This is a genomic window from Maribacter sp. Hel_I_7 (assembly GCF_000688315.1).
In the GTDB taxonomy this organism is placed as follows: Bacteria; Bacteroidota; Bacteroidia; order Flavobacteriales; family Flavobacteriaceae; genus Maribacter; species Maribacter stanieri.
Genome location: NZ_JHZW01000003.1, coordinates 891,178 through 905,360, shown reverse-complemented (window position 1 = coordinate 905,360; position 14,183 = coordinate 891,178). Strand labels below are relative to the sequence as shown.

At 34.1% G+C, this 14,183-nt stretch carries 16 protein-coding genes; 6 read left to right on the top strand and 10 right to left on the bottom strand.

What is annotated here, in order from left to right:
- The first annotated feature begins 16 nt into the window (after nt 1-16).
- From P178_RS0115550 to P178_RS0115540, 3 genes are all read left to right on the top strand, one after another.
- Nucleotides 17-1,417, top strand: a complete 1,401-nt coding sequence (locus tag P178_RS0115550; RefSeq protein ID WP_027067081.1) for an NAD-dependent succinate-semialdehyde dehydrogenase — start codon at nt 17-19, stop codon at nt 1,415-1,417.
- A gap of 209 nt (nt 1,418-1,626) precedes the next feature.
- Entirely contained in the window at nt 1,627-2,625 is a 999-nt protein-coding gene (locus P178_RS0115545; RefSeq protein ID WP_027067080.1) for an NADP-dependent oxidoreductase, read from the top strand.
- Nucleotides 2,626-2,668: 43 nt separating this feature from the next.
- Nucleotides 2,669-3,346 (top strand): type 1 glutamine amidotransferase domain-containing protein, encoded by a 678-nt coding sequence (locus tag P178_RS0115540; protein WP_027067079.1) that lies wholly within the window; start codon nt 2,669-2,671, stop codon nt 3,344-3,346.
- A 77-nt stretch (nt 3,347-3,423) separates the two neighbouring features.
- On the opposite strand, the gene P178_RS0115535 is transcribed toward P178_RS0115540, so the two are convergent.
- From P178_RS0115535 to P178_RS0115495, 9 genes are all read right to left on the bottom strand, one after another.
- Nucleotides 3,424-3,963, bottom strand: a complete 540-nt coding sequence (locus P178_RS0115535; RefSeq protein WP_027067078.1) for a dihydrofolate reductase family protein — start codon at nt 3,961-3,963, stop codon at nt 3,424-3,426.
- A gap of 98 nt (nt 3,964-4,061) precedes the next feature.
- On the bottom strand, nt 4,062-4,736 hold the full coding sequence (locus P178_RS0115530; protein ID WP_081819457.1) for an SCO family protein: 675 nt from the start codon (nt 4,734-4,736) through the stop codon (nt 4,062-4,064).
- On the bottom strand, nt 4,733-5,353 hold the full coding sequence (locus tag P178_RS0115525) for a toxin-antitoxin system YwqK family antitoxin (RefSeq protein WP_027067076.1): 621 nt from the start codon (nt 5,351-5,353) through the stop codon (nt 4,733-4,735). Before P178_RS0115525 ends, P178_RS0115530 begins: the two co-directional genes overlap by 4 nt.
- Before the next feature lie 2 nt (nt 5,354-5,355).
- The gene (locus P178_RS0115520) at nt 5,356-6,150 is read right to left on the bottom strand and encodes a YHYH protein (protein WP_027067075.1); all 795 of its coding nucleotides are present in this window, start codon (nt 6,148-6,150) and stop codon (nt 5,356-5,358) included.
- Nucleotides 6,151-6,273: 123 nt separating this feature from the next.
- The gene (locus P178_RS0115515) at nt 6,274-6,906 is read right to left on the bottom strand and encodes a hypothetical protein (protein WP_027067074.1); all 633 of its coding nucleotides are present in this window, start codon (nt 6,904-6,906) and stop codon (nt 6,274-6,276) included.
- 6 nt (nt 6,907-6,912) lie between these two features.
- Complete coding sequence (locus P178_RS0115510; protein ID WP_027067073.1) at nt 6,913-7,962, bottom strand: YHYH protein; 1,050 nt, start codon at nt 7,960-7,962, stop codon at nt 6,913-6,915.
- Nucleotides 7,963-7,994: 32 nt separating this feature from the next.
- Entirely contained in the window at nt 7,995-8,747 is a 753-nt protein-coding gene (locus P178_RS0115505) for a hypothetical protein (RefSeq protein WP_027067072.1), read from the bottom strand.
- A gap of 95 nt (nt 8,748-8,842) precedes the next feature.
- Nucleotides 8,843-10,312, bottom strand: coding sequence for a CotH kinase family protein (locus P178_RS0115500; RefSeq protein ID WP_027067071.1), 1,470 nt, complete (start codon nt 10,310-10,312; stop codon nt 8,843-8,845).
- Between the two features lie 27 nt (nt 10,313-10,339).
- Entirely contained in the window at nt 10,340-10,621 is a 282-nt protein-coding gene (locus tag P178_RS0115495; RefSeq protein WP_027067070.1) for a hypothetical protein, read from the bottom strand.
- A gap of 190 nt (nt 10,622-10,811) precedes the next feature.
- Here P178_RS0115495 and P178_RS0115490 point away from each other — a divergent pair, with 190 nt between their 5' ends.
- The 3 genes from P178_RS0115490 to P178_RS0115480 all read left to right on the top strand — a co-directional run bounded on the left by P178_RS0115490 (nt 10,812) and on the right by P178_RS0115480 (nt 13,325).
- Nucleotides 10,812-11,906 carry a sensor histidine kinase gene (locus P178_RS0115490; RefSeq protein ID WP_027067069.1) on the top strand — a complete coding sequence of 365 codons (1,095 nt, stop codon included), beginning with the start codon at nt 10,812-10,814 and terminating at the stop codon, nt 11,904-11,906.
- Nucleotides 11,899-12,573 (top strand): LytR/AlgR family response regulator transcription factor, encoded by a 675-nt coding sequence (locus P178_RS0115485; protein ID WP_027067068.1) that lies wholly within the window; start codon nt 11,899-11,901, stop codon nt 12,571-12,573. The genes P178_RS0115490 and P178_RS0115485 overlap by 8 nt, the downstream gene beginning before the upstream one ends.
- Nucleotides 12,574-12,761: 188 nt before the next feature.
- Complete coding sequence (locus tag P178_RS0115480; protein ID WP_027067067.1) at nt 12,762-13,325, top strand: DUF4494 domain-containing protein; 564 nt, start codon at nt 12,762-12,764, stop codon at nt 13,323-13,325.
- Here the strand turns inward: P178_RS0115480 and P178_RS0115475 are convergent.
- Nucleotides 13,322-14,155 (bottom strand): AraC family transcriptional regulator, encoded by an 834-nt coding sequence (locus tag P178_RS0115475; RefSeq protein ID WP_027067066.1) that lies wholly within the window; start codon nt 14,153-14,155, stop codon nt 13,322-13,324. The genes P178_RS0115480 and P178_RS0115475 overlap by 4 nt on opposite strands.
- Between the last annotated feature and the right edge of the window lie 28 nt (nt 14,156-14,183).

Below are 14,183 nucleotides of genomic sequence, written 5' to 3'. Positions count from 1 at the left end.
AATTTAAAAACAAGTTATGTCTACGACAACAAAACAAGATACATTCAAAACAATTAACCCCACTACAGGAAAAACACTGTCAACATATACGTATATGACAGATAATCAAGTAGAGGAAAGTATACAGCAATCTCACGAAGCTTTTTTAAAATGGAAAAATAAAACAGTAGAAGAACGTGGCGAGGTTATTAAGGTTATAGGTAAAGAATTACAGAATTATAAAACTGAGCTTGCCGAATTGATGACCGATGAAATGGGAAAACTATTGAAGCAAAGTGAACAAGAGGTTGACTTATGTACATCAATTTGCGACTATTCAGCAGAGCATGCACCGGAGTTTTTAAAGAGTGAAGAACGACAATTAACTAATGGGGGAAAAGGAATTATCAACTACTCTCCTATGGGAATTATTTACGGAATTCAACCTTGGAACTATCCAAGCTATCAAGTATTACGATATACTATCGTAAATCTTATGGCAGGTAATAGTATTCTTTTAAAACATGCTTCGAACGTAACAGGAACAGCGAAATTATTAAAAACCATTTTTGATACCGCTGGTTTGCCAGCAGGTCTTTTTAATGTACTGGTAATTGAGCATGAACAATCTAATGCTATTGTTGAGCATAAATTAGTAAGAGGTGTAACCTTGACTGGTAGCCCTGTAGCTGGTGAAAAAATAGGAGAAAAAGCAGGTGCAGCACTTAAAAAGACTGTTCTAGAATTGGGTAGTAATGATGCTTATTTAGTTTTGGATGATGCAGATATTGACCTCGCTGTTGAAAAAAGTGTAATGGGTCGTATTTATAATAATGGAGAAACCTGTATAGCGGCAAAACGATTTATAGCTACCGAAAAGGTTTATGATGAGTTCAAAGAAAAATTTGTGAACGCTATGAACGCTTTAAAAGTTGGTGACCCAAAATTGGAAGAGACCGAATTAGGACCAATGGCGCGTGAAGATTTAAGAAAGAAAATTCACGAACAAGTGGAAGAAAGTATTGAAAAAGGAGCTGAAATTTTATGTGGTGGAAAAATTCCAGAAGGTGAAGGTTACTTCTACCCTGCTACCATATTAGGAAATGTTTCACCAGGACAACCTGCGTATGATGATGAGCTGTTCGGTCCTGTGGCATCGTTAATTAAGGCAAAAGATAATGAAGATGCAATGCGGATAGCCAATGATAGTAGATTTGGACTTGGTGGTGGTATTTTCTCTAAGGATGTTAAAAAAGCTACTGAACTAGCGGCAAAACATTTTGATACAGGGATGGTATTCATAAATTCTTTCGGATTAGCAGAGCCTTCTATGCCCTTTGGCGGTGTTAAAGATTCAGGATACGGAAGGGAGCATGGCGGATTTGGAATGAAAGAATTCGTTAATGTAAAGTCTATTATTATAATGGATGAGAAGTAAAAAAGCAACAAAACAAAAGGCAGTCATTTGACTGTCTTTTGTCTATTATATGATTTCTATTTTTATAAACTTTAGTTAAAAAATGAATGTTCATTCTTTTTTGTAATACCTTTGAATTGTATAAAAATAGCATACTGAATTTTCTGATGTATCCCGTGTATTAACTCATAGATAACTTCAGACATATTTAAAAATTAAATAAATAACTTATGAATAAGTCAATTAATTTAAAACAACGTCCGGTAGGTACTCCTACCCTAGCAGATTTCGATTTTATAGAATTAGAGAATAACTTAAATGTATGTGAAGATGAAATACTTTTAGAATCAAAATATATATCTGTTGACCCTTATTTGCGTGGTCGAATGAGCGATGCAAAATCTTATGTACCTCCGTTCAATGTTGGTGAGCCAATTAGCTCAGGTATTGTAGCTGAAGTTATTGAAACCAAGAACGACAAATTCAAAAAAGGTGATTTCGTATCAGGTTTACTGCAATGGAAAGAGAAGCAAATTTCTACTGGCGAAGGCTTACAAAAAATAGATAAAAGTAAAGCACCATTAAGTGCCTACTTAGGTATTGTTGGTATGACTGGCTTAACTGCCTTTTTAGGACTTCACGAAATAGGTAAACCTAAAAAAGGAGAAACTTTAGTGGTATCTGGTGCTGCTGGTGCAGTTGGTAGTGTTGTGGGGCAGATCGGTAAAATACTTGGACTTAATGTTATTGGTATTGCTGGTACAGATGAAAAGATTGATATGTTGAAATCTGAATTTGGGTTTGATCATGGTATCAATTATAAAACTACTAAGGATATGAAAGCTGACATTAAAGAAGCGGCACCAAACGGAGTCGATATCTATTTTGATAATGTTGGGGGACCAATTTCTGATGCTGTTTTATTTAACATAAATCAGTTCGCACGAATTATCATCTGTGGCGCTATTTCGGTCTATAACAAAACCGAACTACCTATGGCTGTTGCCGTACAACCTTTCTTGGTTAAGAATAGTGCTTTAATGCAAGGGTTCATTGTTTCTAATTACGCAGAAAAATTCCCTGTAGCTATGAAGCAATTATCTACATGGTTGGGTGAAGGTAAATTGACATATAAAGAAACGATTGTAGAAGGATTTGATAACACTCCGCAAGCATTTTTAGATATGATGAATGGTAAGAATAAAGGAAAAATGATAGTTAAAGTCTAAACATAAGACTTGCTATAAATCAATAACTTAAAAACAAAAAACAATGAAAATATTATTTGTATTAACGTCTCACGATCAATTAGGGGACACAGGAAAGAAAACAGGATTTTGGATTGAAGAGTTTGCAGCTCCGTATTACGCATTATTAGATAAAGGGGTAGAAATTACAGTAGCTACTCCAAAAGGCGGGCAAGCACCAATTGACCCAAGTAGTGATACCGAAGATGCTCAGACAAAAGATACGAAGCGTTTTAAAGATGATAAAGTTGCTCAAGACGCTATTAACCATACAAAGGTTTTAGCCGAAGTAGACGCGTCTGATTTTGATGCAGTTTTCTACCCAGGTGGTCACGGACCGCTATGGGATTTAGCAAACGATGCTACCTCAATCAAATTGATTGAAACGTTCAATGAACAAGAAAAACCAATTGCTTTTGTATGTCACGCTCCTGCAGCTTTAAAAGGTGTAAAGGGAAAAGATGGTAAAGCTTTAGTAAATGGGAAAAAAGTAACCGGGTTCACAAATAGTGAGGAAGCGGCTGTTCAGTTAACTGAGGTTGTTCCTTTCTTAGTAGAAGACATGCTACAAGAAAATGGCGGAATCTATTCTAAGAAAGAAGATTGGGCTTCTTACGCTGTACAAGATGGAAATCTTATAACAGGTCAGAACCCAGCTTCATCAGAAGTAGTAGCAGAGAAATTATTAGCTGCTTTGAAGTAAAAGTTAAGTTTGGTTTTTAATTAAAAGGCCAGAGAATCAATTGATTTTCTGGCCTTATTTATTTTTAGAATTATCCTTTAATAATATTTCACTTTATAAGTGTTAAATATCAATCCGCCATCATGAGATTCGGTTTCTGTGAGTTCTAGTTGGTGTCCTTGTTTAGAATCACTAAATAGCCGTACACCTTCCCCCAATACTAACGGATTTATTTTCACTTTAATAATATCTATTAATTGATTGTCAAAAAGCCATCCGGCAAAAACGCCACCTCCGCATAAGTAGATATCTGTAGTTGAGTTTTTTTTGAGTTCTTGAATTTTATCTAAATCGTAATCAGCGATAATATGAACCTGATCACTAATAGTATCAAACTGTAAAGTCTTAGAGAAAATATAGTGTTGCATGTGTTCATACGCTGGCTGACCAGGTTTTAATCCGTAGGCATATCCAAATTCATAGGTGTCTTTACCCATGATAGTGGTTTCGAATTTTTTTAGGTCAGATAAGTATTTTGTAACACCGCTACCCTCACCTACAAAGCCGCTAATATCTCCGTTAAGTCCGCAGATAAATCCGTCAATAGAAATTGCAACGTAATAGACTATCTTATTCATTATCATTCTTTTAAATAGCTATAAGTTACGCTTTTAGAATGATTTAACGAATAGTTGAACTATTACTTAAGTAGATAATACTTATAAAATGTAGTTTGCTAAATTTCTTTTAATAATGCTTCAGCATCAGTAATCAATTGTGCTATTGACGCTCTATTTAATCCGTTATAAATTCCTCTTATATGTTTGTTTTTATCAATCAACAGAAAATTTTCTGTGTGTAAAAAATCATTGATATCCTTAGGAATACCTAAATCATTTTCCACAAAATATTCGTTTCTACCTAAGTTGTAAATTTCAGTTTTATCACCTGTAACCAAGTGCCATTTAGAATCTATAACTCCGTTATTTTCAGCATATGTTTTAAGAACTGAAACCGAATCTATGGATGGAGTAACGGAATGTGAAAGAATAGCTACTTCAGGATTATTTAAAAATGCTTCTTGTACCTTGGTCATATTATTGGTCATCTTCAAGCAAATACCTGGGCAACTCGTAAAAAAGAAGTCCGTAATGTAAATTTGATTTTCAAATGATTTTTGAGTCAATGTATCTCCTAATTGATCCACCAATTTAAAATCAGGAATTTTGTGAAATTGTTTCTCGTCTTCGCTATTTGGAGTTATCCAATGTGGCGTAAATGACTCATCGTTATAAAATGGCAAGTGCTCTACCCTACTGGTTTCAGTTACCTGAATATTCTCTTTTTTTACCGTTTGTTTACAAGCAGCAAAAAGTAATATAGCAACTATAGATAGTAATGTCTTGTTCATAATAATTCGTTTTCTGATTTAATTACAACTTCATCTTCTAATTGATAGCAAGAATTTGCTCTACGTAATCCAAAAATACGTCCGTTTTTAGCTTCATAGTTTACATACAAAGTTCCATTTTGTAACCATGCTTTTTGTAAACCCTCTTCCTTACCATTTAACAATTGTCTTTCTTTTGCCAATTGCCCGTCTGGATACCATTTCTTTTCAACCCCGTTCATATTACCATTAACGTAATTAGCATCTTGAGCTAATTGACCATTTTCCCACCAGCTTTTATAAGAACCTTCAAGTCGATTATTTTTATAGTGATATGCTACTCGTAAAACTCCGGCTTCAGACCATTTTTGGGCTTCACCTTCTCTTTTACCTTTTATAAAACCCACCTTTTCTGCCAAAGTACCATTTTCATGTAAGGCTATTGAATAACCATCATAAGGTGAGTTTTTATAATACCAAGTTCCTTCCAATTGATTTAATGTCAACTCTTCTTTAAATTTAGTTTCTTGCTTAATTTCTATTGGTTTCTCCACCAAAGTTTTGGGCTCTGTTGTATTATTACAACCAACTTGAAAAATCAGTATAAAACATATGATATGGAAGTGAACTATTCTCATTTTTAATAGCCTTGGTAAGGACCTGCAAATGCTAAGTATGATCCTGTTGTTGAATAAACTTCATTTATAATATGGTAATGATATTCTTCTTCACCATCAGTGTATTGAGTAGTAGTGGTATGTCCGCCAGAAGCATCTAGATCTGAAGGATAATCTCCCGTTGAATTACATTTACGACCATAAAGAAAAACACCGTCTAACAAAACACCTACTAAATTTTCATCATCATCCGAGAACGCTTTTGGTTCTAAGTGATAGTGATATACACCTGGACCAATATGAGCCCCTGTCCAATCTAAACTAGCCGCAGCTTGGTCTAAAGCGCCACCACCTTCTTGGTCGTTGAATATTGAAGAACCACTAACAGCAATGCCTATTGTATTCAATTCTGTTTCAACAGTACTACCAGTTAAATTTGGAGTAGCATCTACACGAATGGTAGTCGCATTATTATTACTAGACATAATGCTAGGTGTCGTAGCGACGTCAGATTCTTCTCTGTATAAGGCGTTACCTTCTCCCCAATAAACGGTTTCATGATTTGGTAAACCTGTTGTTTCAATTACAACTTCAGAACCATCTAAATATACAGTTACCGCATCTGAATTAAAGGCAGCATATGCAGCATGTAATTCTGTTACAACTTCTTCAGATTCATCTTCAGAGTCATCAGTACTTGCAATCTCTTCTGTAATGTCATCATCAATACTATCGCTACTACATGCAATTAATGTGATGAATGATAATGCCAAAACAAATGACACTTGGGGAATTCTTTTTAGACTATTTTTTTTCATAATATTTAATTTGAGCTTGATTTCAGCGATTTAACACTACAATACTAATAACTAAGTATATACCAGATTTCAAAAATCAGTGAACTCAGTGTTCTATTAAGTGAATCTGGTTTTAGATTAAGATTATATATTTTCGCTCACCGATTTTTCTCGCAACAGCATTATATTTTTTATCAATAGACCTAAACAAATACTTGCTATTAAACCTAAGATGATTAAAGATGGAGATACGCCTGCATTTTGTTCTGTTTTTTCAATGAACTTATTATCCTTCACCACCAAAGTAATAGTATGGTCATTGGTTTTATCTAGGGTGAAATGATCTTTAGCAAAGCCTTCTTTAAATATCATTAGGGTACTTTGATTTCTATTGATATCGCTAAAGACTTTGTTAGAAATATTTACGGAAGTTATCTCTGTCGGTATATTTAAAACCTCAAATACGACTTTAGTTTCGTGTCCTAATTTAACCACTCCTTTACCTAAAATAATTTGTTCACCATTGTTAAAAGTAAACCGTAGTTTATTTTTAATATGTGCGATTACCATTTCTTGAAACTCCTCTGGGGTTTTATAAGGGGTTTCAGCAAAGTGAGTTCTAACCTCTTGCTGAAAAGCAGTCAACGATGCGTTGATCTGTAAAACCCAAACGTTGTTCTTTTGCTCTGCTAAAACAATTGTTGACGCATCTGGACTATGGGCAAAACTGCCCATAGTTGTCCATAAAAAAACCAATAATAAAATATACTTTTTCATAACTATTTAGTTTACGTATGCACCTTTTAAGCCATCAATAAAGTTGTTATTACCAGCTGCATCTACATGGTAATGGTAACCTCTAGTATCATCAGAATGTCCTCTTAATTCATCTAAGTCTGTAGCCTCTACACCACTACTATCTGCTAACTCATATATTCCATATCCATCTAAAGCATAACCAATTAAGGCTGCATGTCCGTCATCTTGTGCTACTTTAGTACTAAATCCTGTTGCTGCGTGGTAATGATACCCTTGGTGAACATTAATATGTCCGCCAGCATCATCAAATGGAGCTAAAGTATAGGCACCCAGAATGTTGTCTACGGGAGCAGGCGCAGAAAATTCAATACCGTTTAATGCTACGCCACGTGTTGAAGGAGCTGTAGTTATTCCTGGTCCTCCAGGTCCACCACCTGCGGTAGTAAATAGCACAGGAGAATCTTGAGCAACCGGAGTAATAGGAATTGTCCAAGTTTGTGTTAAATCTGTAATGTAGGAAGGAAGACATTCAACACAGAAATTTTCGTATTCTTCGCCAACATCAGGGTTGGCGGCATTTTCACAAGCCTCTTGGGTATCGGTAATATAAATATCTCCGTTTGCATCGTACATCATCCAATTTGGATCATTATAGAATGTTGCCATATTTTCAACGAAAGCACCATCTACATCATATACTTCTCCATCTTCAAGCCAAATACCACCTGCTGTAGCATCATCTTCAATATTACCAGGGCACCATGGTCCCATTTCGTGATCTCCAGGTAGACTGGTCGTAACTATCTGATAACAATCTGTAGATGTGCCATCTGATAAAGTACATGGCACCTTTGTGATAGTAACCGAACCATCAGTCGTATAAAAATAAGAAGCTTCAACACTTACTGTATTTGTATCTTCATCGGTAGCGTCATCGTCAGTTTCTGTGTCATCCTCTTCAATTACAGCCTCATCTGAAGTTGAAGAATCATCGTTACTACAGCTAATAAAACCAATAGTTGTAAAAGCCAATAGGAAGCAGGTTAAAACAAAGTATTTATTTTTTTCTATCATGATATTGAGTTTTAGATTATTATTTAATTTGATTAAGGTCTATGTAATTCTTGATCTAATTTTGTTGCAATAGTCTCAGTTTTGAACCTTAAATTTTTGGCAATCGATAATTGATCTTTGGTTCTTAAAAGTCTATCTATAACACCGTTTTGATATTCTCTACTAACCAATAATTCTGGATAATTAGATTGATTACCATAGTTTTTAACTCGCTGGTAGTTGTAACTATTTTCAGGTAAAATTTCTAATAACGAAATATATTTTTCTATTACCGGTTTTAACCGATTGGTAATAATATTTTCAATTTTAATTTGTTGATTATTAAAGCTATCTAACTCGTTAGGGTAAGCAGCAATCAAATATTTAAGAGAGTCACTTTCAATAAATTCAAATTTGTTAGTAGCGTTTATTGAATTAATAGCCTCGTTTCTTACAATGGTCTTCTCATAGTTGAGATTAACAATTAACTTTTTGGCGTCTTGCGTTAATTCTTTTGGCTGTACACCTAGATAGTTAATAGTGTTTTGAAGCATTTGTATGCTCTTTGTATAATCTACAATAGCACTATCCAATACAATTAAATTTGTATCCAGCTCTTGACTTAAGCTTTTATAAATTTTAAGTTCTACTACCCTATTTTTTTTTATTTCATTTATGTTGTTGATTTTCCAGGCAATCAATAGACCTACTACTATTAATGCTATTTCGCCAAGCGCGTAAATAAAGTATGTTTTAAACTTTTCTAGCCGCAATAATTTATTTCTAACCTTTCTGAACAATACCATTGAAAGCTATTTTATTATCCGTCGTATGACTTCATTTGTTAAAATAAAGCTCCATGATTTCTCACGAAGCTTTGAGCTAACATTAACAACAATTATTATCTATTTAGGTAACTATTTACTGCCGCAGTTCTACTTGTGGCATGGGCATTTAGTTCATTCACCGCATTCCGAAAATCTGCACTAGAGTTTAAAAAGGTATACCCTTCAGTTTCAGAAGTTGCATAAGGTTCAATTAGCGCAGAATAGCTTGCATATAATGCTTGTACCGTTGCCTCGTTAAAAGGACCTTCAATAACTTCTTGAACGTAGGCATCATACTTAGCTTGGTAAACATCATCAGTATACAAGTATGATATTAATGGCCATTGCGATGCTGTAATATTTGAGAAATCTAACGCTGCAGAGCCTTGTTGTTTACCTGTTTGCAAAGCTTCATTATTATCCCATGGTATCCACGTTAACTTACTGTTATCGGGATTATTATATAGATAGTAGTTGTGAGACATTCTACCATAAGTATCCCAATTTTGTATAACGGTATTGGTAGCTAAGTATTTTAAGAACACATCTGTATCAAGTGTTGCATCTAAATTTGTTCTCCATGCTGCAGCATCTGTTGTTCTTGACGCATCATGTAGAATATTTAAAAGACTTTCTACATCAGAAAAATCGGCATCATCTTCATTTGTCTTTTTAACATATTCATCTTTATCATAAGTACCTGCGGCAAAAGTTGCGGCATCACCATCTGGCTTATACAAATTTCCATCATCGTCAGAAAACTGCTCATCTATTACGGTATCATCAACTTCTTCTACAAGTGTATATAGTCCAAAATAAATAGGACCATCTCCATGATCAACATAAACCGTATAAAATGCAGTGTTAGAAACTGCTAAACCGGCATTACGAAATACATCTGCAGCTACTTTTTCACGTAGCATTGATTTATCGTCAAAGTTGTTTTTAAGGCTTAATTTTTTAAATCCATAAAAACGTTGATTATCAATTTGGGGGTAATCATCTTCAAACTCATCAAAATCTAGTTTAAAGGAAAGTTTTAAGTTTCCTGCTTGCCAAGTAGATTGTAAGCTAGAATTACCTTTAAACCTTACTCCAACTCTATACCATTCAATACCTTCATAGAATACCTCTGCAGGTACAAATATTGGGTCTTCATCGGTTGACGTGGAACTAACTGGTCCGCCTCCGCCACCTTGGCTAGAACCGCCAAAGGAACCATAAAGAGATGTCATATTATCTAACATACTTTCCCAACGATCCTCGGTTATAACGATATCAAGGCGTTTTACAGCATTATCTTCAAATACCTCTTCAAAATCTGGGTCGGCATCTTTACTGTGTGTTGCCGTGGTCCAATCTGTAGCTTCAAAATCAGTATCGTCAACAGTAGTACTAACTTCTTCCTCTTCAACTATTTCTTCATCATCCTCGTCAGTACTTATTATTGTGTCATCATCATTACAGGCAATAAAAACAGAAATGAATATGAAAAAAAAGATCTTTTCAATCGGAAAAACAGACTTGATATCTTTATAACTCATGTGTAAAATTTTAAGGGTCAATTTGAATTAATTTCTAGGTCTTCCTTTTGGTTTAGGAGCATTCTCTATTTCCTCTTTAGAAAGAAAACCATCTTCATCCGCATCAATTTTATCGAAATCATCTTTTAAAGGTCCTTTTACTTCTTCTTTAGAAAGTTGACCATCTTCGTCCTTATCCATTTGCTTTAAAAGCTCGGTAGCCGTTGGTGGTTCTTTTCTTTCTCCTTTAGATTGCGCATTTGCGGTAACGGTTCCAAAAGCAACCAACATGGCAAATAATAATCCTGTTTTTAGTGTAATACGTTTCATATGTTTTAATTTTAATAATTAATATTCGAGAACAAAGATGTGAGAAACTTCAATGTAATATGAGCGCATTAAGTGTTTGCCGTTTACTTTTAAGTGAAAGCCATATTTTAGACAGCGAACACTTTAGTATCATCGGTTTATAGCCTTGTTTACGGGGTTTGTTTGAATTATTATTCCTTTTATTTGCAACATGAACAGACATAAGAATTTTATATTTCACGTAGCGCTATGGTTACTGATTTGGTCAACTGCTTGGATTTTTAGTGGCAGTGATATTCAATTTGCAGTGGAAAACGGAATGGCACTCGTATTTCAAATTTTAGTTATTGCCATATTAATCTACTATACGGTTCCTCAATTATTATTAAAGAAAAAGTATATAGCATTTACTATTGTCTCTTTAATCACGGTTTTTGTAGTCACCTTAGTGTTGACCAACGTTGTACCAAACCAGATACTTGGGTTAGAAAACGTTGACCAGGTGCCAGGACCTAGATTTGGACCGGGACCAGGAGCTGGCGGACCAGCGGCCGGACCTAGATTTGAAGACGGACCGCCATTAGATGTTAATCGTAGGCCACCATCACGTTTTTTCATTAATCTGTTATTAATAGCAATTGCTTATGTGATTGCCACGCTTGTTGAAATATTTCTATTTGCTCAACGAAAAGAAGAGGAAATAGTCATCAATAAAAATGAAGCTTTACAAACAGAATTGAAGCTGTTGAAATCACAGATCAATCCACATTTTTTATTCAATGCATTAAATAACATATATGCATTGTCTGCAATAGATTCTGGAAGAACACAACAGAGTATTAGTTATTTGTCTGATATGCTTAGGTATGTATTATATGAGTGTGAGCAAGAGATTGTACCGCTTTATAAAGAGATAGACTATATTGAAAATTATATAAAATTATTTTGTCTTAAGAGCAGTAAAACATATCCTATAACGACTTCTTTTTCTATAGAAAACCAGAATATTCAAATTGTACCCATGTTATTGATTCCTTTTTTGGAAAATGCCTTAAAGCATAGTAATATTGAAAAAGTGACCGGCACATTTATTAATCTAAAAATTAATGCAACCGAAAATAGTATTGATTTTGAACTAGAGAATAGCAAGCCAGAATTTAAGATTGTAAAAGATGATGTTGGTGGTATTGGAATTGAAAATGTAAAGAAACGTTTGGCAATTCTATATCCAGATCGACATGAATTAGTAATAAACGAGACCTCGCAAGCTTTTAAAGTGAATTTAAAACTACAATTGAATGAATAGAATAAATTGTATAGTCGTAGATGACGAAGAATTGGCACGTGCCCTACTCATAACTTATATAGAAAAGTTAGATTATTTAAATTTGGTAGGCGAGGCTGAGAATCCGTTAGAGGCTTTACAATTAATGAAAGAACATGAGGTAGACGTGTTGTTCCTGGATATACAAATGCCCGAAATTAAAGGAACAGATTTCGCCAAAATGGTTGATTCTAACACTAAAATAATTTTTACCACAGCATACTCACAATACGCCTTAGAAGGCTATGAATTAAATGCAGTTGATTACCTATTAAAACCAATAACATTTGAGCGTTTTGTTACTGCCGTAAATAAAGTGAAACCGAGTAAAATCATTGAAAAGACCGATACCATTACTATAAAATCTGGCTATGACCTACATAAAGTAAAATATGAAGATATTCTTTATGTAGTTAGTGATAGTGAGTATGTTACCTTCCATTTAGGTGATAAGAAAATAATTAGCAATCAGCGATTAAAAGCTTTAGAACAAGAGCTGCCGAGTTCTATGTTCATGAGAGTTCATAGGTCTTATATTATTAATAAGAATAGCGTAACGGGATTAAAAGGCAGAGATTTGCTACTGTCAGATGTTATTATACCTGTAAGCGATTCGTATTATGACCAGGTAAAAGAAGAATTGTTTTAATCGAGATTCCTTTCCATTCTTACACTTTGCAATAGTTCAAAATTTATGAATTGTTCAACATGTCTCTAAGTGTCTAATCTTTAGCGGACTATCATCACGACCGTTAAATTGTGAATATCTATTACATTTTTAGACCTTGCAAACTATGGCTAACGAGTATATTTAGCACCCCAAAAAAAATAGAAAATATGAGCGCAACTTGGTACGAGTGTAAAATAAAATATAGAAAGCTTGATGAAGCTTCAGGTATGTTGAAAGTGAAAACAGAACCTTTTCTGGTTGATGCTATTTCGTATACCGAAGCAGAAAGCAGAATTACAGAAGAAATGTCAGCTTACTTAAGCGATACTGAAGAAATTAAAATCACCAATATTAAAGTTGCTAATTTTGCTGAAATTCATCCGTTCGAGAATTCAGACAGATGGTTTAAATCAAAAGTATCGTTAATTGCTTTTGATGAAGAAAGTGGCAAAGAACGCAAAACCAATATGTATTTATTGATACAGGCAAACGACGTAAAAGAAGCTTATGATAATACCATAAGTGTTATGAAAGATACAATGGGTGAATACTCTGTACCTTCTATAGCGGAATCTCCAATTATGGATGTTTTTCCTTATTTCTCTGGTGAAGAGGATGATATGGAGCGTGTAGAAAAATTCAATATTATAAAAGATTCTGTACCTGCAGTAGCAGAAGTTATTGAGGAAGATCCTATTGAAGCTGAAACTGAGGCGGAAGTAGAAGCTTAAGACCTAAATTCTCTAGGACTTTTACCTTTTATTTTTTTAAAGGTTCGGTTAAAATGAGATAGGTTTTCAAAGCCACAATCAAAAGCAATAGTCTGTATGTATTTGTCCGTAGTAGACAAATACATACAGGCTTGTTCTATTCTTGCCAAATTTAAAAAGGTAACAAATGAATGACCAACAGCACTTTTAAACCAGCGACAAAAGGATTGTTCTACCATATTTGTGCGCTGAGCCATTTGTGGTACCGTTAGTTTTTTATCTAAATTTTCAAGAATATAGCTGGTAGTAGATTTTATCTTACTCTGCCCTTTTAAGTTTATAATAGAATTATGATAGGTCTTTGAAGAGAGATGTTTTCTATTGGTATCTTTAAATAGGAGATGTAATATTTGAAGTAAAACGGCTAACTGATCTACCTTGTGCAAAGCTTCAAAACCATGTAATAACCGTAGTGTTTCTTCATCAGGAGTAATAAACTGAATACCTCTTTCCGCTTCTTTATATAAAGGAAATAACATTTCACATTCTTTTAAAGAACTAAATATAGCAGCAGGAAACTGTAGTACTATAGCCTCATACTTTTGTTTTGTATTTTGAATTAGCGAAGTATAATTATGTGGTAGGTTAGCGCCCAAAAGCACTAAATCATTTTCAAAAAAAGGCATGATACTATTGCCTATAAATCGGGTACCTTGACCCTTTATTATAAATGTAAGTTCTAACTCAGGATGATAATGCCAAAAAGGTTTAAAAGCGTCTACTTCTAGTTTAAAAAAGTGAAATGAACTCTTGGTTTCTTGTAATCCAATTTTTTCTATAACAAGTTTCATATATCTTATATAAACATATAATAAGAAT